The sequence below is a fragment of the Fulvivirga sediminis genome, from assembly GCF_016757215.1.
In the GTDB taxonomy this organism is placed as follows: domain Bacteria; phylum Bacteroidota; class Bacteroidia; order Cytophagales; family Cyclobacteriaceae; genus Fulvivirga; species Fulvivirga sediminis.
The window spans coordinates 1-20,482 of the sequence record NZ_JAESIY010000009.1 but is presented as its reverse complement, the minus strand read 5'-3'; the positions used below and the strand labels follow the sequence as shown (position 1 = coordinate 20,482).

Annotated in this window: 15 protein-coding genes and 1 pseudogene; 12 read left to right on the top strand and 4 right to left on the bottom strand. The window is 37.5% G+C overall.

Features of this window, described 5'->3' with window-relative positions; all coding sequences use genetic code 11:
- The first annotated feature begins 164 nt into the window (after window positions 1–164).
- The 6 genes from JL102_RS16230 (at window position 165) to JL102_RS16205 (ending at window position 10,371) form a co-directional block, all read left to right on the top strand.
- Entirely contained in the window at window positions 165–3,212 is a 3,048-nt protein-coding gene (locus tag JL102_RS16230) for a SusC/RagA family TonB-linked outer membrane protein (RefSeq protein ID WP_202245494.1), read from the top strand.
- Between the two features lie 18 nt (window positions 3,213–3,230).
- On the top strand, window positions 3,231–4,775 hold the full coding sequence (locus tag JL102_RS16225) for a RagB/SusD family nutrient uptake outer membrane protein (protein WP_202245493.1): 1,545 nt from the start codon (window positions 3,231–3,233) through the stop codon (window positions 4,773–4,775).
- A gap of 139 nt (window positions 4,776–4,914) precedes the next feature.
- Complete coding sequence (locus JL102_RS16220) at window positions 4,915–6,288, top strand: glucoamylase family protein (RefSeq protein WP_202245492.1); 1,374 nt, start codon at window positions 4,915–4,917, stop codon at window positions 6,286–6,288.
- A gap of 2 nt (window positions 6,289–6,290) precedes the next feature.
- Complete coding sequence (locus JL102_RS16215) at window positions 6,291–7,082, top strand: carboxylesterase family protein (RefSeq protein WP_237390628.1); 792 nt, start codon at window positions 6,291–6,293, stop codon at window positions 7,080–7,082.
- An 8-nt stretch (window positions 7,083–7,090) separates the two neighbouring features.
- The gene (gene bglX, locus JL102_RS16210) at window positions 7,091–9,382 is read left to right on the top strand and encodes a beta-glucosidase BglX (RefSeq protein WP_262896872.1); all 2,292 of its coding nucleotides are present in this window, start codon (window positions 7,091–7,093) and stop codon (window positions 9,380–9,382) included.
- A 38-nt stretch (window positions 9,383–9,420) separates the two neighbouring features.
- Window positions 9,421–10,371, top strand: a complete 951-nt coding sequence (locus tag JL102_RS16205; protein ID WP_202245491.1) for an alpha/beta hydrolase — start codon at window positions 9,421–9,423, stop codon at window positions 10,369–10,371.
- 89 nt (window positions 10,372–10,460) lie between these two features.
- On the opposite strand, the gene JL102_RS16200 is transcribed toward JL102_RS16205, so the two are convergent.
- A complete protein-coding gene (locus JL102_RS16200) occupies window positions 10,461–10,802 on the bottom strand; it encodes a hypothetical protein (RefSeq protein ID WP_202245490.1) in 342 nt (113 codons plus the stop codon).
- Between the two features lie 299 nt (window positions 10,803–11,101).
- Between JL102_RS16200 and lpdA the strand changes: the two genes are divergently transcribed.
- The 3 genes from lpdA (at window position 11,102) to JL102_RS16185 (ending at window position 13,913) form a co-directional block, all read left to right on the top strand.
- A complete protein-coding gene (gene lpdA, locus JL102_RS16195; RefSeq protein WP_202245489.1) occupies window positions 11,102–12,496 on the top strand; it encodes a dihydrolipoyl dehydrogenase in 1,395 nt (464 codons plus the stop codon).
- An 89-nt stretch (window positions 12,497–12,585) separates the two neighbouring features.
- On the top strand, window positions 12,586–13,143 hold the full coding sequence (locus tag JL102_RS16190; RefSeq protein WP_202245488.1) for an RNA polymerase sigma factor: 558 nt from the start codon (window positions 12,586–12,588) through the stop codon (window positions 13,141–13,143).
- A complete protein-coding gene (locus JL102_RS16185) occupies window positions 13,140–13,913 on the top strand; it encodes an anti-sigma factor (RefSeq protein ID WP_202245487.1) in 774 nt (257 codons plus the stop codon). Before JL102_RS16190 ends, JL102_RS16185 begins: the two co-directional genes overlap by 4 nt.
- 60 nt (window positions 13,914–13,973) lie before the next feature.
- Here the strand turns inward: JL102_RS16185 and JL102_RS16180 are convergent, their stop codons facing one another.
- The 3 genes from JL102_RS16180 to JL102_RS16170 all read right to left on the bottom strand — a co-directional run bounded on the left by JL102_RS16180 (window position 13,974) and on the right by JL102_RS16170 (window position 17,191).
- A complete protein-coding gene (locus tag JL102_RS16180) occupies window positions 13,974–16,229 on the bottom strand; it encodes an inorganic phosphate transporter (protein WP_202245486.1) in 2,256 nt (751 codons plus the stop codon).
- Window positions 16,230–16,623: 394 nt separating this feature from the next.
- Window positions 16,624–16,845: a hypothetical protein gene (locus JL102_RS16175; RefSeq protein ID WP_202245485.1), complete on the bottom strand. Its 222-nt coding sequence runs from the start codon at window positions 16,843–16,845 to the stop codon at window positions 16,624–16,626.
- 10 nt (window positions 16,846–16,855) lie between these two features.
- Window positions 16,856–17,191, bottom strand: coding sequence for a hypothetical protein (locus tag JL102_RS16170; RefSeq protein ID WP_202245484.1), 336 nt, complete (start codon window positions 17,189–17,191; stop codon window positions 16,856–16,858).
- Between the two features lie 174 nt (window positions 17,192–17,365).
- Here JL102_RS16170 and JL102_RS16165 point away from each other — a divergent pair, with 174 nt between their 5' ends.
- From JL102_RS16165 to JL102_RS16155, 3 genes and pseudogenes are all read left to right on the top strand, one after another.
- Window positions 17,366–18,265, top strand: a complete 900-nt coding sequence (locus JL102_RS16165) for a glycerophosphodiester phosphodiesterase (RefSeq protein ID WP_202245483.1) — start codon at window positions 17,366–17,368, stop codon at window positions 18,263–18,265.
- 389 nt (window positions 18,266–18,654) lie between these two features.
- Window positions 18,655–19,656, top strand: a complete 1,002-nt coding sequence (locus JL102_RS16160) for an adenosine kinase (protein WP_202245482.1) — start codon at window positions 18,655–18,657, stop codon at window positions 19,654–19,656.
- A 30-nt stretch (window positions 19,657–19,686) separates the two neighbouring features.
- Window positions 19,687–20,424 (top strand): annotated as a pseudogene (locus JL102_RS16155) (M16 family metallopeptidase); the annotation flags it as partial.
- Window positions 20,425–20,482: the final 58 nt, after the last annotated feature.

Below are 20,482 nucleotides of genomic sequence, written 5' to 3'. Positions count from 1 at the left end.
TTTAATCATTGTTTTTAAAGCGCAATATTGAGTTAAAAATATTCTCTTCTTTTCTTCTATTTTCCTCGAAATTGTTTGCTGCTTTTTGGGTAAGATATTTAATAATAATACCATTACACCATGATTGCAATCGTTTGCTAGATTTAATTTAATTTTTAAACCCAATGATTAAACTTTTACGACTCACGTGTCTGATGTTTTTTGCTATTACAGCCGGAAATGTGCAGGCCCAGAATACTGTTGAAGGTAAAGTGACTTCTGCTGATGATGGTGAGCCTCTGCCAGGGGTGAATATATTAGTAGATGGAACTTCACAAGGAACAGTTACTGATATTGAAGGAAACTACTCAGTAGTAGTAGGTGATGATGCTACGTTGGTATATTCTTTTGTAGGATTTACCACGGTTAAAGAACAAGTGAATGGACGTTCTGTAGTTAATGTTGCTTTGAGTAGTGACATTAGTGAACTTCAGGAAGTGGTGGTGATTGGTTATGGTACTTCTAACGAAGACGAGATAACCACAGCTATATCTACTATCAATAGTGAGGATATAACTAAAACACCTAATAGTAACCCGATGCAGTCACTGCAAGGTAAAGTGGCTGGTGTACAAATTACAAGTAGTGGAGCTCCTGGGGCAAGCCCTAATGTGCGAGTAAGAGGACTTAGCTCTTTTGCAGGAGATGATAAAGCTCAGCCATTATATGTAGTTGATGGAATGTTTGTGGATAATATAGACTTCCTTAACCCGTCAGATATCGCTAGTATGAACATTTTGAAAGATGCTTCAGCTGCAGCTATCTATGGTGTGCGTGCAGCGAATGGTGTTATTATCATAGAAACTAACTCTGGAGATTACGAGCAACCTGTAAAAATCGAATATGACGGTTACTATGGTGTGCAAAGACCACAAAATTTGCTCGAAATGGCCAATACGCAACAATATGTTAATTATATCAATCAGGCCGGTAACGCTGATCAGCAAGCCTTAATTCAAAATTCAATTGATCGATTTGGTGCTAACCCTAATAATCCTAATTTACCAGGAACAGATACAGACTGGTATGATCAGGTGCTAGAGAAGACCGCTCCTATTCAAAATCACTCCCTTACTATTAGTGGAGGATCTAGTAAAGTCAAATATTCTGTAGGGGGTAGCTTCTTTAAGCAGGATGGTTTGTTAAAATATGCTAGAAATGACTACGAAAGAACTAATTTAAGAACCAAAATAGACGCAAAAGCAACAGATTGGCTAACAGTAGGTGGTAATGTGAACATTAGTAATGCAACTCAGTTTGAAGCTGACGAAGCGGTATGGTCGCAATCCTATTATGCTGTGCCTGTTTTGCCAGTGTACGATCAAGGAAACACTCTGGCTAAGCCAATCAGATATGCGAACGCGCAAAATTTAAATTTTAGAGATCCTCAGAATCCATTGTTTGTTCTAGATAACAATAATAATAGGAAGAAAAGGGCTAAAATTTTAGGAAACTTCTATGCTGATCTTCAGTTGATACCCGATAAATTGTCTTTTAAAACTTCATTGAATTATTTCTATGCAGATGAGAATCATAGACAGGTTGATAAAAACTATTCTGATGGACAAACTATTTATCCAAATGGTATTATAAAAAGCTCAACAAGTAATTTTAATACTATTTGGGATAATGTGTTGACTTATGATAACTTATTTGGAGATCATAGTGTAAATGTTACGGCAGGTTATTCTTTCAGAAGTGAACAAATGGATTTTACACAATCTGCAGCTAGTAATATTTTGAGCTTAGACCCTAATAAAGACGACACTTGGTATATTCCTAAAGGATCCAACCTGAATCCTTCAGAAACTTACACTGATGGAGATAACTTTTATGGAGTTAGTTATTTCGGAAGAATTCAGTACGGATATCAAAATAAATATTTGTTATCTACATCTTTCCGTAGAGATGGGAGTAACAAATTCTCTGAAAAATGGGGTAACTTCTTTACTTTGAGTGGAGGATGGATTATCTCTAGAGAGAATTTCTTTGATGTAGAAGGAATTGATTTTTTGAAAGTTAGAGGAGGCTGGGGACAGATGGGTAATGATGGTATAGAACCAGCTATTGGCAGTTTAACTTATAAGCAAGTAAGTTTAGCGCTTGGCAATCAACTAGTGATAGGAGTGCAACCGGATAACATTTTTGATTTAATTACTTCTTGGGAAACTACAGAAGAGACCAATATTGGTATATCAGCAGAATTTTTAGATAGCAGACTTACTTTGGACGCAGATGTTTACAGAAGAGATACAAAAGATGCTGTATTGAATGTGTTGTTGCAAGGTACTGGCAGAAATCCAAGGAGAAACGCTGGTGAAATTAGGAATGAAGGTATTGAAGTGGCTATAGGCTGGGCTGATAATATAAGTGATGATTTTTCATATAATATATCAGCAAATTTATCAACACTGAAAAATGAAGTATTAAGTGTCGGTGATCAGGAGTTCCTATATGGTGGTGCTAACATTGCGGAGTTGAGACAAATATCAATCCCAGGATCTTCTCTAAATGAATTTTATGGATATGAAATAAACGGAGTTTTCCAAAATAATTCTCAGATAGCTCAATCAGGATATAATGATAGCTTTATTAGTGATAATGCCTTACAACCAGGTGACTTCTTTTTTAAAGATCAGAATGGAGATGGTGTCATAGATGCTGACGATAGAGTATTATTAGGGTCATTCATCCCGACTTACAATTATGGCTTTAGCTTGGGCGTTAATTATAAGAATTTATCATTAACCGCTAGTTTCCAGGGGCAAGGAGGAAATAAAATTGTAAATCAGAAAAGAAGTACTGTTAGGGTTAATCAAGATGTTAATATTGATGCCGATTTAGCATCTCATTTTTGGAATGGAGAAGGTTCAACCAATTCATATCCTTCAGCGGCAGGCTACAGAAAAGAGTACAATAATAATTTGATGAATGAATTTTGGCTTGAAGATGGAGATTATTTTAGGATACAAAATGTACGCTTAGCCTATCAGTTTGTAAATAAGGAGTTATTTGGAGTGAAGATGCCTAAAACTACCATTTCATTTACTGCCGATCGTCCGTTAACGGCATTTAATTACAATGGATTTAACCCAGAGGTAACCAATGGAGTGGACAATCAAACCTATCCTATACCGGCAGTTTACACAGTAGGGCTGAATGTTCAACTTTAATCCAGAAACATTACAATTATGAAGTATTTGAAAAATATATTGTTGATAGCATTGATATTTTCTCTATCAATTGCTTGTGACGACAAATTGAATGAGCCTTTAGAAAATGAGCCGTTAGGTATTACTAAAACGGTAGAAGGGCAAAGAAATATACTGTTAGGAGCATATCAGAAATTCTACGATTTGGGATGGGAAGTACATCCCACTATTGGCCTTAGAGGTGACGACGTTAATAAGGCCGGAGGTACCGACCAAGCTATAATGGAAACACTTGATAATTATAAGTATGATCCTAATGCTTGGTTTTTAAATACCACATGGAATGGTTTTTACAATGATATAGTGGCGGGCTTCTCTTTGGAAATTGAAAAAATCAGGGAGATAAATGAAGTGCTAGATGATAAGTCTGGAGGAAATCAATATGTGGCAGAAATCCAAGTGCTAATAGGATTTGAATTGCTACAGCTTACCCGCATGTGGGGAGATATACTAGTTCCTACTTCATCTAATTCGGATGAATTTAAGGCTCTTCCTTTAACTCGTAGAGAAGACGCATTAAAATATATTTCGGAGTTGATGGATAAGGCACTTCCTGATTTGCCGGATACGAGGCCTAACCAAAGATCTGATATTCAGGGAGGTGTGACGAGATATACGGCCTTAGCTATAAAGGCAATGGCAAATCTTGATCTTGAAAATTACCAGGCTGTGGAGGAAGCCACCTCCGAAATTATTCAAAATGGAGGGTTCTCTTTATATAATGATTTCTATTATCTATTTAAAAAGGCAGGTGAATTAAGTGATGAAAGTTTATTGGAACTTCAATATTCGGACTTTGGAAGTAGCAGTACTGCCACTAATGAGTATAATCATCAGTATGATTTTTATGGTCCTTTGTCAGATGGGTGGAAGCCACTTATTCCGGGAGTCTCTGGTGGTTGGGGTTTTTACGAACCAACATTGAAATATATTGAGTTTATGCTGGATAGAAAAGACTATAGCAGGCTTGAAACTTCGGTTTTATTTACACCTAATGGTGTTAAGCAACTTGAAAATGATGGGTATAACGATCTTCCAGACTTTACTAACGCTGCAGAAGATGGATTTATCTATACGAGAGACGGGGACGGTATAGGAAACCATGCTAGAGCTTTGTTCCAAAGTGGTAAATTCTATTTGCCTTCAATAGAGATTAGTAGTAATGTTAATCGTTATAATTCAGGAAAGAATTTCATTGTCATTCGCTATTCAGAAATATTATTGATGCATGCAGAGGCCATTGTGAGTGGGGCAGCTTCAACTTCTATCTCTGCTGAAGAGGCAGTGAATATGGTAAGAGCAAGAGCAGGTCTAGATCCTTTAGCTGCAGTAACGTTGGACGATGTGCTGGATGAAAAATATGCTGAGTTTGCTACTGAGTGGGGTATTAGATTTGCAGATGTCGTAAGACATGGTTTTACCAGTGAGCTAAACGAGGGAGGTAAAATCTATGATCCCTCTAATGATCGTTTTGTGCCCTATCCTACAGCTCAAGTAGATCAGTTGCCTCAGTTGAGTAATTAATATAGCGAGATATAAAGCAATTAAGAATCAGTTTAAGTTTATAATCAGATGGGCTTCGGTAGGTTATCGAAGTCCATTTACTTAAAAGGCATATTGCTTTTGATATTAGCCTGAATGTATACCAGCTAAAACAAAAAATATGAAATTAAGAAACATAATACTTACTAGCTCTTTGGCAATTATAGGGCTATGGGCTTGTACAGATAAGAAAGAGTCAGCAGATCAGTCTGCGGATAATCAGGACAGTACTGCCTCTGCTGAGATTTCAGAAGACTCTTTACTCAACCTGGTGCAATATCAAACTTTCCAATATTTCTGGGACAATGCAGAGCCCAATTCCGGCTTAGCCCGTGAGCGTACACATATGGATGATGTGTATCCACAAAATGATAAGGATGTAGTTACCATTGGAGGATCTGGTTTTGGTCTAATGGCTATTCTTGTAGGAGTAGAGAGAGGGTTCATTACCCGTGATCAAGCACTTGCGAGATATGAGAAAATGATCAATTATCTTGAGAAGGCTGACAGGTATCACGGTGTATGGCCGCATTGGCTTGAAGGTTCTACTGGCAAAATGAAACCCTTTAGCCAAAAGGATAATGGAGGAGATTTGGTAGAAACTGCTTTTCTTGTTCAAGGAATGCTGGCTGTAAGAGAGTATTTTAAAGCGGGAAGTGACAGAGAGAAAGCTTTGGCTTCAAAAATAGACACCCTTTGGAAAGGCGTAGAGTGGGACTGGTATACAAAAGGCGAAAATGTGCTTTACTGGCACTGGTCTCCTGAATATGAGTGGGAGATGAATTTTCCTGTGGGGGGGTATAATGAGGCTCTAATTATGTACATTTTGGGAGCAGCATCACCTACTCACGGTATTAGCAAAGAGGTATATGAAGAAGGGTGGGCTAGAGGAGGTGCTATTGCTAATGGCACTACTTATATGGGACTCCCTACTATTTTAGATCATTATGAAGGAAGCGATGACCCGGTTGGCCCATTATTCTGGGCTCATTATTCTTATTTGGGTCTTAACCCTCATGGCCTTAAAGATCAATATGGAGATTACTGGGATCTAAATAAAAATCATGCTTTGATCGATTATAAATATTGTGTAGAAAACCCTCATGGATTTAAAGGCTATGGAGAAAATTGCTGGGGCTTAACCTCAAGCTACTCGATAAATGGATATGCAGGGCATCATCCAGGAGAACAGGATTTAGGTGTTATTTCGCCAACTGCAGCATTATCATCTTTCCCATATACGCCAGATGAAAGTATGGCCTTTTTAAAATATTTATACAATGATGCTGATAGTCTGGTAGGTGAGTATGGACCCTATGATGCTTTTAGTGTAGAAGATAACTGGTACACACCAAGATATTTGGCTATAGATCAAGGGCCTATTCCGGTGATGATAGAGAACTACCGTAGTGGCTTACTATGGAAGTTGTTTATGGAGGCTCCTGAAGTAAAAGCAGGACTAAACAAGCTTGGGTTTACAGTGGAGGGTGAATAAATATGAATAATTCCTTTTCTAAAATGTTCTTATGTTTTTGTCTCTTCATTTTTACGGAGAGTAAAGCTCAAGACCCGATAGCGGCCTTTCAACCAAAGGTATTTCATACTGATTCTGATACGTTACTCTATCGAATTTTGTGGCCTGAAGACTTTGATGAAAATGAAGAGTATCCCCTGGTACTTTTTTTACATGGCGCAGGAGAAAGAGGTAGTGATAATAAGAGACAGCTTACGCATGGAAGTAAGTTATTTTTAGAGCATAAAAATGATTTTCCGGCCATAGTCATATTCCCGCAGTGCCCTAAAAGTGATTATTGGTCTAACGTGACCATAAAAACTAAGAAGGGGAAAAGAACTTTCCATTTTGACGACAAAGGTGATCAACCAGCCAACAAGTCTCTAAAAATGGTAATGCATCTGGTAGACTCCATCAGTGACCTGAGCTATGTAGATAATAGCCGAATATATGCTGCAGGCTTATCAATGGGTGGCATGGGCACTTTTGAAATTGTGAGCCGAAAGCCAGACACTTTCGCTGCAGCAGTGGCTATATGTGGCGGAGATAATCCTGCAAGTGCTAAAAACTATGCAGGAAAAGTTCCTTTCTGGATTTTTCATGGAGAGAAAGATGATGTGGTGCCTTGCAAGAATTCAAAAAGGATGGCTAAAGCGATTAGCAAGCAGGGGGGAGATGTGAAGCTCACCCTATATCCGGAGGCCAACCACAATAGCTGGGACAGCGCTTTTGCTGAACCCAAACTTTTACCTTGGTTATTTTCAAAACGCAAATAATATAAATTATGATAAATCGATTGTTTCTCATCTTATTCATTTCGATGGCAGTGATGTCTTGCGAGGTCAAGCAAAAAAATGCCAAAAGTAGCGCCAATGATGGTAGCGACTTTATCGATTCTTTAATGAATGAGATGACTTTAGAAGAAAAATTAGGTCAACTTAACTTGCCATCATCGGGAGATATTACTACCGGTTTGGCTAATAGTTCTGATATAGCATCTAAAATCAAAGAAGGTAAAGTCGGAGGCCTTTTTAATATAAAAACTGCCGAAAAAATTAAGGAGGTGCAGCGTATTGCCGTAGAAGAAAGCCGTTTAAAAATACCATTGATTTTTGGCATGGATGTAATTCACGGTTATAAAACATTATTTCCTATTCCACTTGGCCTGTCATGTAGCTGGGATATGGATCTTATTAAAGAGTCTGCACATGTAGCAGCTATAGAGGCTAGTGCTGATGGTATCTGCTGGACTTTCTCTCCTATGGTTGACGTGGCTAGAGACCCTAGGTGGGGTAGAGTATCTGAAGGTAATGGAGAAGACCCTTATCTTGGAGCTCAAATAGCTAAGGCCATGGTGCAAGGGTATCAGGGAGAAGATCTAACAGACCCTAAAACTATTATGGCATGTGTAAAGCACTTCGCTTTATACGGAGCAATAGAGGCTGGTAGAGATTATAATACGGTAGATATGAGTCGCATAAGAATGTTCAATGAATATTTTGAGCCTTACAAGGCGGCTGTAGAAGCTGGAGTTGGTAGTGTTATGACTTCTTTTAATGAAGTAGAAGGAGTGCCAGCTAGTGCTAATAAATGGTTAATGAATGATCTTTTGCGTGAACAGTGGGGGTTTGATGGCTTTGTAGTAACTGATTACACTGCTATTAATGAAATGATAGATCATGGTTTTGGAGACCTTAAACATGTTTCAGCAAAATCCTTAGAAGCTGGCGTAGACATGGATATGGTAGGCGAAGGATTCCTTACTACCTTAAAAGCTTCTTTAGAAGAAGACAAGATCACCCAAGCTATGATTGATGAAGCTTGTAGAAGAATATTGGAGGCAAAATATAAATTAGGCCTTTTTGATGATCCTTATAAATATTGTAATGAAGAGAGAGCGAAGACAGAGATCTTCACCGCTGATCATAGAAAAAAAGCCAGAGAATTAGCTGCTGAAACTTTTGTGTTGCTTAAAAATGAAGGAGATATTCTGCCTTTAAAAAAGAATGCTAAGATAGCCCTAGTAGGCCCAATGGCAGATAATAGGGAAAATATGGCTGGTACTTGGAGTGTGGCTGGCGATTTTGAAAAGTCAGTATCTCTAAGAGATGGCTTAGAAGCGGCTGTAGGAAAACAAAATGTAGTATATGCCAGAGGAGCAAACATCACTGCTGATTCTTTATTAGAAAGCAGAGTAAGTGTGTTTGGAAAGCCTACATATAGAGATAATCGTTCTGCAGATGTAATGATAAGGGAGGCGGTAAATGCCGCAAAAAATGCTGATGTGATTGTAGCTGCTATGGGAGAATCTGCGGAGATGAGTGGTGAAAGCGCAAGCAGATCTAATATAGAAATACCTCAAAGTCAGAGAGATTTAATGAAGGCCTTATTAAAAACCGGTAAGCCGGTAGTAATGGTGTTGTTTACAGGAAGACCTTTGGCTATGAAATGGGAGCAGGAAAATGTTCCTTCTATTCTAAATGTTTGGTTTGCGGGAACTGAGGCAGGTAATGCTATTGCCGATGTTTTATTTGGTGATGTAAATCCTTCAGGAAAGCTTACGGCCACCTTCCCTCAAAATGTGGGTCAGGTGCCATTGTATTATAACCATAAAAACACAGGTAGACCACTGGCAGAAGGAGCATGGTTCCAGAAATTCAGATCTAACTATTTAGACGTTTCAAATGATCCTTTATATCCATTTGGGTATGGTTTAAGCTATACCACTTTTGAGTATGGTGATATCCAGCTAAGCAGCGAAACTATAGGTATGGATGATGAACTGACAGTATCTGTAAAAATTACTAATACAGGAAAATACAAGGGGGCAGAAGTGGCTCAGCTTTATATTAGAGACATGGTGGGAAGTATAACCAGGCCAGTGAAAGAGCTAAAAGGCTTTAAGAAAATCAGTCTTGAGCCTGGGAAATCAGAGACGGTAACCTTTACCATAAACGAGCAGGATCTTGCTTTTTATAATCAGGATCTAAAATTTGCGGCAGAACCCGGAGCTTTTAAAGTTTTTGTAGGAACCAGTTCTCGGGAAGTTAAAGAGGCTGAATTTACACTACAATAATATTAAGTAAGAGAATTAGACATAATTGTCAATCTTATATGAGAAGACTATTGATTTTGGCCTTTGCATCTATACTGGTTACAGGTGCAAAGGCTCAAACTTTGAACTACGAGCAAGTTAATTTTAACCGAAATGCTGTCACCACTGTGACATATGCATATGAAGGGGAAGGCAGGTCTCTTAAAATGGATGTGTATGAGCCAGTAGGAGATAAAAGACAAGATAGACCTGTGTTGATTTACGTGCATGGAGGAGGCTTTTCGGGAGGTGCAAGAGATGAGGAATGGATAAAGGAATATGCCGAAACAATGACTCAACACGGATTGGTAGTGGTGAGTATGTCATACACACTGTCAATGAAGGGCAAGGGTTTTGGCTGTGATATTTCAGCTAGCGAGAAGATTGCAGTATTTAATCAGTCGGGAAAGGAAGTAGCTATGGCAGCTGCATATTTAGTTAAAAATAAGAATCAGTTCCGAATAGCTTCTGATAAAATAATATTGGCAGGTAGCAGTGCAGGGGCCGAAGCAGTTTTACATGCGGCTTATATCAATGATAATTATTCACCATTACCTGAGAACTTTCATTATGCAGGTGTGATAAGCATGGCTGGTGCTTTGTATCAGCTTAATGATATAACCACAGATACTGCAGTTCCTACTCAAATATTTCATGGCACCTGTGATAATCTTGTGCCTTATGCAACGGCATCACACCATTATTGTAAAGCGAGTGAGCCAGGGTACCTAACCCTTTTTGGAGGGAAAAGTATAGCCGAAAAATTAAAGCTATTAGAAGAACCTTATTATCTGGTTACTAGCTGTAATGGAAATCATGATTGGAATAGTATACCTATGAAGCAATATAATCATCTCATTCTAGATTTTATTCAAAATGACGTACTGGGTGAAGCTTTCAGACAGGTGAATGAAGTCATTAAATCAGATAAGGGCTGTTCGTTTAGTGAGTCGGTTGCTCTCTGTGATTAGAAAAAACAAAAGCAGGTAATTTACAAGAATTACCTGCTTTTTGTAAAAGTGCTAATGTTACAAGTGTGTAGTTTGTGTAGTTCGGAAGTCTATTCTTCTATCACGTCTCCGTCATTATTATAAACTTCTATTTCTTTTTTATTTTCTTTATTTTCAAAATGAACCTCATACTCAACCTCTCCCTCAGTGGTTGAAGAAGATTCATCATAAGTTATTTTATAGGCTCTGGCAATGCTCCAGCTAGAGAATTCACCATTTACAATCGCTTGTTTTACTCCGATAGGAAGTTCAGTAGCACTGATCTCTGTTTTTTTCGGATCAATTTTTACTACTACGGCATCTTTGTTGGTTTGTATGGTTGTGGCGTTGGTACTCATTGTTGCGGAAAATACAATGGCTAAGGCTCCTACTATTATTTTATTGAATTTCATGGTTGTTCGTGTTTAAGGGTGTAATAATCTCTTATGCTTATGTTATATATCAGAATTATGCCAAAAATCATATATTTATTTTAAGTTGCTTATAATCAATTGTTTATGATTATCTGAATGCTGTTTAAAATCAATTGATTGTTGGATTATTCTACAAAGTGCTGGGTGAAACCTATATTTCCACACCTTTTTTTTATGATCCTTATCACACAGGCATAGGTAATTTTTTTCTAAAGGCTTTTCGATTAAATTTGCAATCCCACAAACGGACTATAAATACAAGATAAAATATACAGCTTATGTCAAAAAAATATGATCTTTTGGTTTTAGGTAGTGGCCCTGGTGGTTACGTAGCGGCTATTAGAGCTTCTCAATTAGGCCTAAAAGTAGGTGTAATAGAAAAGGAATCTCTAGGAGGCATTTGTCTCAACTGGGGATGTATTCCTACAAAAGCTCTATTAAAAAGTGCTAATGTTTTTGAATATATATCTCATTCTGAAGATTATGGAATTACCATAAAAGACGCTAAGGCAGATCTTGGTGCTATGGTTAAAAGAAGCCGTGGTGTAGCAGAAGGAATGAGTAAAGGTATCCAGTTCTTATTTAAGAAAAATAAGATCGATGCCATTATGGGATTTGGTAAACTTGCTCCAGGTAAAAAAATTGAAGTTACTGCTGAAGACGGAACGGTAGAAACATACAGTGCTGACCATATTATAATAGCTACAGGAGGTAGATCTCGTGAGCTACCTAACCTTCCTATCGATAATGAGAAAATCATAGGATACCGACAAGCAATGGTATTAGATAAACTGCCTAAGAAAATGGTAGTAGTAGGCTCTGGAGCTATAGGTGTTGAGTTTGCTTACTTCTATAATGCTATTGGTGTGGAAGTTACCATAGTTGAGTACTTGCCAAGAATTGTTCCTGTGGAAGATGAAGAAGTCTCTAAAGCACTAGAAAGAAACTTCAAAAAAGCAGGTATCAATATTTTAACAAACGCGGAAGTTACTAATGTAGATACTAAAGGCAAAGGCTGCAAAGCAAGTGTTAAAACTCAAAAAGGTGAGGAAGTAATAGAATGCGATGTAGTACTTTCTGCAGTAGGTATATCTACTAATTTGGAAGGTATTGGCCTTGAAGATGTGGGCGTAGCTACTGATAAAGGAAAAGTTTTAGTTGATGATTATTATAAAACTAACATCCCTGGTATTTATGCTATCGGAGATATAGTTCATGGCCCGGCGTTGGCTCACGTAGCTTCTGCAGAAGGTATCATCTGTGTTGAGAAAATAGCAGGAGAAACTCCTCAGCCTTTGGATTACACTAACATACCTGGCTGTACGTATTGTTCTCCTGAAGTAGCATCAGTAGGATTTACTGAAGCTAAAGCAAAAGAAGCTGGATATGATATTAAAGTGGGTAAATTCCCATTCTCAGCTTCTGGCAAGGCTAGTGCTGCCGGAGCAAAAGACGGTTTTGTGAAGCTTATCTTTGATGCTAAATATGGCGAGTTATTAGGAGCTCACATGATTGGTAACAATGTTACAGAAATGATAGCTGAAATAGTAACAGCTAGAAAACTGGAAACTACTGGTCATGAAATTATAAAGGCCGTTCACCCTCACCCTACTATGTCTGAGGCTGTAATGGAAGCTGCTGCAGCAGCATATGATGAAGTGATACATATCTAATATTTTAGTTATTTCATTAAAAAATTAAACAAAAGCACCAGTGTGAATTGGTGCTTTTGTTTTTATTGACTTATTTGCTGTAGAATCTAATGTCTACAACACTGCAGGGCCATATGGATCAGAGTGAGCTGGCTGTTCTATTAAAGGATAGGAACAAGATAGCCATGAAGTACTTGTATGAAAATTATTCCGCAAGCCTGTATGGTGTTGTAGTAAGAATTGTAGTAGATGAAAAAGTAGCTGAAGAGGTATTACAAGATGCCTTTTTGAAGATTTGGGAAAAGATAGCGAACTATGATGCCCAAAAAGGACGCTTATTTACCTGGATGCTTAATCTTACCAGAAACCTGGCGATTGATAAGCTTAGATCTAAAGAGATCAAGCGTGTTCAGAAAACTGATGAGCTGAACAATAACGTATATAATATCGAACGAAATAATCTGGTTCATCAAAATATTGATACGATAGGCGTTGAGAAGTTTTTAGACAAGCTGAGAGAAGAGGAAAGGCTGGTTATTGATCTCATTTATTTTAAGGGCTATACACAATCTGAAGTTTCTGAGGAAAAGAATATTCCTTTGGGTACGGTTAAGACTCGTCTTCGTATGGCTTTAATAAACCTTAGAAAAGCGTTAGGAGTAAGGTGAATATTCAAGAATACATATCATCGGGTATATTAGAGGCCTATGCACTCGGAGAATTGAGTTCTTCGGAAGAGCTAGAGGTGGTCGAAAATTTAAAAAAATACCCTGAAATTAAAGAGGAACTCCATAAAGTAGAACTCTCTTTAGAAAATCTGGCTTTGGAAACAGCGGTTTCCCCAAGTCCTCAAGTGAAGGCCTCTGTTTTGGCTGCAATAGACGATGGCGAGCATGAAGTACATGGTAGAAATTTAGGAGTATGGAGGTTAGCCGTAGCAGCATCAGTAACTATTGCGGCAGTAAGCCTAGTACTGGCTTATAGTTACTATAATAAATGGAAACATACCGAGCATGAACTCAGTAGCCTTATTGCTCAAAATGAACGGTTAGCGCAAGACTATAATCAGGTCAATAAAAAGATAGATCAAGTTGAAAGCGATTTTGATATATTACGAGATGCACGCTTTAGGCGTGTATCCATGAATGGGACCGATAATGCTCCAAAATCCCAAGCATTGGTTTACTGGAATGAAATTACCGAAGATGTTTATTTAAGTATTAATTCTTTAGACATGCTGAGTAAGCAAAAACAATATCAGCTTTGGGCCATAGTAGATGGGAAACCGGTAGATGCTGGTGTGTTTAATAGTGGGGTAAAGCATCTTTTGAAAATGAAAAGCATAAAAGGAGCGTCAGCTTTTGCTGTCACGGTAGAGCCTAAAGGCGGAAGTGTAAGTCCTACTTTAGAAACTATGCAGTTAATGGGGGCTGTATAAAGTTAAAAAGCTGCCCATTGCTGAGCAGCTTTCTTATATATTACAATTAATACTTATTTTCTATAATTCTAGAGTTTTAGTGTGTCCGTTGAAACCTGCCTTTTTAAATACTTTTATAAATCGGCTTGTAGTATTTACCATCTCTTTAGTTTCTAGAAGAATATTAAAAAATAGGGTAGAAGTTCTTTTACTCTGACCTTTTTTTCTTACCTCTTTAATCTGAAATTCCATTAAAGATAAAATTTGATCTAAGACTATCCTTTTTTGAGTAATAAGAGAATTCATTTTCTTATTGTTATTTTCTTCCAGTACATCTACTGCCTGAGTAATAAAGAGAGTGAAGTTTTCGGTAAGCTTATTGAGGCCTTCCACTTGTTTTTCGGCGAGAGAAGAGTGCATATTTTTCACATGATTCAAACTTTCATCTATTATAAATTTAATGGAATGTGTGAAGTCCTGCTCAAGATCATAAATGGACAAATAGATTTTACTGGTATTACCTTCGTTTTCATCCATGCGATTAATGAATTTAATTAAATTGGCCTTGAATTTTTCATTTTTGTCTATTAGATCATTCAGTGTTTTGCGCGATTTTTTTAGTGGCTTTTTCTTTTCTATTAATAGGCCTCCAATAGATTCTTTGTATAGTTCGTTAACTAAGCTCAAGTTTTCTCTTGTTCTCTTATTTGCTTCTATTAATGCCTTATTTACAGGTATAAGTGAGGTTTGTGCGAGCAGCTTTTCTGCCAATGTTTTTTTCCTTTCGGCTTCTTTGTGATAGGTGAAGCTGCGATAGATAGTGATCACGGCCACTACTAATATTACCGCTACCATAGATAAGCCCACTTGAAAAATCAAAAAGGCAAAAAAGCTGGATATTATAAAGGCGATTACAGCTGTGCCTAGCCAGCCCAAAATCACATTGAGAACCCCAGACACCCTGTAAACGGCACTATCTCTGCCCCAAGCACGATCAGAAAGTGAAGAGCCCATGGCTACCATAAAAGAAACATAGGTGGTGGATAAAGGCAACTTCAGAGAAGTAGCAAATGCTATTAATATACTTGCTACAGTAAGGTTTACTGATGCACGTACCAAGTCAAAAGCTGGAGCATCATCTGTATTTAGTGTTACTTCGTTGTCAAAATTTTCTTCCAGCTGTGAAAGTATTTTTTTAGGAATTACAGCAGTAAGCCCCTTGCCTATTCCTCTGGCTCCCTGTACTATTCCTCGGGAGACAGCATTAGCCTTGAAGCGTTCGCTGCCAGAGTCCTGTCTTCCTAGGTTTACTTCAGTTTCGGTTACTGATTTCGCCTTTTTGGAAAACCACAAGGTAAGTACCATAATTATACCTGCCGCCAGAAGTAGATAGGTATTCGTTTTTACAGGTTTACTCAGGGAAGTCATAAATAGTTCATGAGGATCTATACCTGATGAACTCCACTCTTTAAATGACTCTAAACCTGCAATGGGTACTCCTATAAAATTGACCAGGTCGTTTCCTGCAAACGCCATGGCTAAAGCAAACGTACCAAATAGTACTACTATTTTCAGAATATTGGTTTTGAATACTTCTCTTAATATATAAAAGATGACAGACCATGCTAAAAAAGAGAACATGCTTATTGTAAGGCTGTTACGTTCAAACCATTCTATTTTTTCGTCAGATATAAATGAGCTTCCTTTTACACCTTTTATTATTAAAAAATAACTAATGGCAGTAAGGGCAATACCTGCCCATATTACCCCAATATTTTTCATTCTTTTTTCATATTCGAAGGTAAAAAGTACACGACTAAAATACTGTACTATCATACCTACAGTGAAGGAAACCACCACCGATATGAATATGCTTGAAACTATGGTAAGCGCATTATGAAAATTAATGTACTGGTGCATAATGCTGAGGCCGGAGTCATCTTGCAAGGTTTTCATTAATGCCACTGCGAAAGATGCTCCCAACAACTCAAACACAATAGAAACTGTGGTAGAGGTGGGCATCGCAAAGGTGTTGAAAAGGTCTAGCAGAATAATATCTGTAAGCATTACTGCCAGAAATATTACCATTACATCTGCAAAGTAAAAGTGGTCAGGAAAAAAAATTCCTTTTCTAGCTACTTCCATTATGCCAGATGAAAATGTAGCTCCTAAAATAATACCTATACTGGCTATTATTAAAATGACATGTCGAGTCGCTACTTTTGACCCGATGGCCGAGTTAAGGAAATTAACAGCATCGTTACTTACTCCTACTATGAGGTCAGTGATGGCCAAGGCAAAAAGTAAAATGATTAGGATTAGATAGACTTGTTCCACGCTCTCGCAGTTGTTTAAATTCGAAGCTAATTAACAAGAAAATGGGCGTTTTATTACACTTTCTTACTAAGCTTAACAATTAATTAATGTTAAGGGTATTTAATCTGTAGATTAATTTAAGTAAACATTTATTGCTAGGTTGAGATCAAGGAAATCTCATGTTGTAAGATCCAGATTATCAGCAGTCTTCGTATATGATATAAGTATATTGGTTTTTTTAAGAAGCTAGCTGACATACCTTTGTTAGAAGGTAGAATATGATGGTTAGATCAGTATGTCAGGATCTTTAGTTTCGGGTTTGATGAGCCTTGGGGGTGGTTGCCCAAGGCTTTTTTCGATTATGAAAGGTAGTGGTTAATGATAGACGAAATTGATTTTGAGTGAGAAATTACCATCAGGTGCCCCCATTTTTTATCTTGCTGGCTTCTTTATAGCAAGGTATTAGTCGATCTTTAGTACCATGCAATGCTAACAAAGGTATAAGTTCACTATTATTCCATTGCATAATTTCTTGTAGTGCCCATTTGAGAAATTGACGGTCGGTGTCACGGATGATTTCATTGAGAAGAAGCTTGTCCTCTTTGTTTGTGACGCCAAATAGCCAATGAGCTATCATATTAGGAGGTTTAAGCCAATTGCATTAATTTGGTTAATCCTAATCTACCTATTATTCTCAAGCTATTAGGTAGTTCATTTTTAGTAGGTGCAGAGGAAATAATAATGGTCTTTTCAGGTTTCAATATTTTGCCTATTTCTACTACAACCATTCCTCCAAATGATAAACCTAATAGGGCAAAGGGCTTAGAATCATCTATGTCATTAACAAAGCGTTGAGCATAAGTGCGTAAGGAGTCACCAAGTAGGGGTGTTTTCCATGGCAAGTGTACTATTGGGTATTGAAGTTGAAGCTTATAAAAGGCCCGCTCGTCAGCTCCTAAACCACTAATGGCATATATCTTCATTTTTAGAATGGATAAAGCGCTTAAAAAATATTAGAATGAAAAAATGATATTTAAATAATAAAGTTTGAATATAGGTTGTTTGTAATGAAGATCACCTTTTAAAGTCAGTATTTTAGAATAAAGTTGGTTTAGTTGTACATTTATGGCGACTATATTATTTGAAATCTTACTAGAATGAAACACATAATTGCGGTTTTCTTTTTGTTGATATCATATTCAATGAATGCACAAAAAACAGATATTCAAGGTCATCGCGGAGCAAGGGGCATGATGCCAGAAAATACCATCCCTGCTTTTATTTACGCCTTAGACCAGGGAGTTACCACGCTTGAGATGGATGTGGTGATTACCAAAGATAAAAAAGTGGTTGTCTCTCATGATCCATGGATTTCTCCCGGCATCTGTGTGAATGTGGATAATAGCAAGATCAAGGATGAGCATCAGTTCATTATTTATAAAATGAATTATGATGAGGTAAAGCAGTTTGACTGCGGCAGTCTTAATAGTACCAGATTTCCAGAGCAGCAAAAAATTGCCATTAATAAACCTCTGTTGAGTGATGTGATCAAGGAGGCTGAAAAGCATATTAAGAGTTACACTCAATATGAAGTCAACTATAATATTGAGATAAAAAGTGATGCTCAGGGAGATAATGAATTGCACCCGGCACCGGCGGAGTTTTCTAAGTTAGTGTACGATCTGATAGACCAATATTTGCCATGGGAACGTATTATTATCCAGTCATTTGATTTTAGAGTTCTGCAATACTGGCATGAACATTACCCCGATGTGAAATTGGCCGCTTTGGTGGAAAATGACCGTTCTATTACTACTAATCTGGCCAATCTGGGCTTTAAACCACATATTTATAGTCCTGATTTTAACTTATTGACGGAAGGGAGAGTACGAGAGCTTCACAAAATGGGCATTCAAGTGATCCCTTGGACGGTAAATGAGGAGGCTGATTTGAAAAAAATGCTTAAGTGGCGTGTGGATGGCATTATTACTGATTATCCAAACAAGACTAAAGCAATGGGCCTTAATGTGGATATAAAGATGCCAGATAAGCACTGAAATGTGGTTTTCCTAAAGAAGTATTCCTGGAGTTTGGATACTCCGCATATTGGGCATGCTCCCACTAAAAGCACCAAGAAAGTAGCAATTATGGATGTTTATTGAAAGTGAGGCTTCTACCAGTTATCATTAACATGTTATTACTGCTTTGTTTCATATTTTCTCTATTTATCCAGCGGCGATTGCCCGATTTTATAAACGGTAAAAACAAACTAAATAGTAATAGCTTATTTCGCACTTTTAGGAACCGCCGGTATAGTAATCTTCAAAAGAATTGTATTGAAGTATCATGGTTCTGTAAATCCAGCAATAATCGAGAGGCTATTCTAGTGAATTTTGAATAATATTATAAAAGATTAAATTAATAAGGTTTTATTAAATAAGAATTTATGAAAAAGAAATATGACGTTTACGGAATGGGAAATGCTTTAGTAGATATTGTTACTGAAGTAAATGACCAATTTCTGGAAAAGTATAATGTGGAAAAAGGACTAATGACCCTCGTGGAAGAGGAACGTCAGTTTGAATTAATGAATGCCATTAATTTGCCTAATGCTGATAAGAAATGTGGAGGTTCTGCCGCCAATACTATCATTGCAGCTAGTCAGTTTGGAGGTAATTGCTTTTATAACTGTAAGGTATCTAATGATGAAATGGGAGATTTCTATTTGAAAGACCTTAAGGAAAACGGTGTAGATACTAACCTGCAGGAAGGTAGCCGAGAGGAAGGAATTACAGGAAAATGTCTGGTTATGACCACGCCTGATGCTAACCGAACTATGAATACTTTCCTGGGTATTTCAACTACTTTTTCTAAAGAACAGGTTGATGCAAGCAAAATTAAGGATTCTTCTTACTTGTATATTGAAGGATATCTGATCACTTCAGAGAATGGTCAGGAAGCCATGAAGTATGCTAAAAAGATAGCTGAAGATTCAGGAACAAAAGTAGCTCTGACTTTCTCTGACCCTAGTATGGTTAAGTATTTCAAAGAACCAATGCAGCAAGTAGTAGGAGCTAGTGTAGATCTTCTTTTCTGTAATGAAGAAGAAGCCATGCTTTTCACAGGTGAAAGTACTTTAAATGAAGCAAGAGAGGAGCTCAAGAAAGTTGCTAAAAGATTTGCTATCACCATGGGGGAGAATGGAGCTACCATTTTTGATGGTGACACCTTTATTGATATAGAACCGTATGAGGTGAAAGCTGTAGACACCAACGGAGCAGGAGATATGTTTGCAGGAGCATTTCTTTATGGCATTACTAATGGGCACAGCTATGCCGAGGCGGGAAAGATAGCTAGTTTGGCTTCTTCAAAAATTGTTTCACGCTTTGGTCCAAGGTTGGAATTGCATGAGGCTAAAGAAATACTTTCTCATCTTTTTGAAAATTAAAGCAACGACCAATCTAACCACCTAAACAGTATGAGAAAAAGGATTATGATTTTTCTTGTAGGTCTGTTCCTTAGCTTAGGAGCAAATGCACAAGAAAACAAAATTGAATTTACTGAATATGATTTGGATAACGGGTTGCATGTAATATTACACCAAGATCATAGCACGCCCATTGTGGCAGTAACTATAATGTATCATGTAGGCTCTAAAAACGAAGATTCTACAAGAACAGGATTTGCTCATTTTTTTGAACACCTTCTGTTTGAAGGATCAGAGAATGTAGCTCGAGGAGAGTTTGATAAGTACATCACTAATGCTGGTGGAAACAATAACGCGAACACCTCTAATGATAGAACTTTTTACTATGAAGTGCTTCCTTCTAATGAGTTGAAGTTAGGCTTGTGGCTGGAGTCTGAGCGTTTAATGCATTCCAAGATTGATGAAGTAGGAGTAGAAACGCAAAGAGAAGTCGTAAAAGAAGAAAAAAGGCAACGTATTGATAATCAGCCTTACGGATCTATTTTGGCAGAAATAAGCAAAAGAGCTTATAAGGTTCATCCTTATCGTTGGACTACCATTGGCTCATTAGACCATTTAAATGCTGCTACTATTGACGAGTTTAGGGATTTTTATAAAACTTTTTATGTGCCGGAAAATGCCACCCTTTCTGTTGCTGGTGATTTAGATATTGAACAAACCAAGAAGTGGATAGAGGAATACTTTGCTGACATTCCTTCAGGCAAGAAAGAAATACCCAGGCCTACCATTGGATTTGCAACAAAAAACTGGACAATAAATTAAGCACATTTAGATTGGTTTTGTTTAT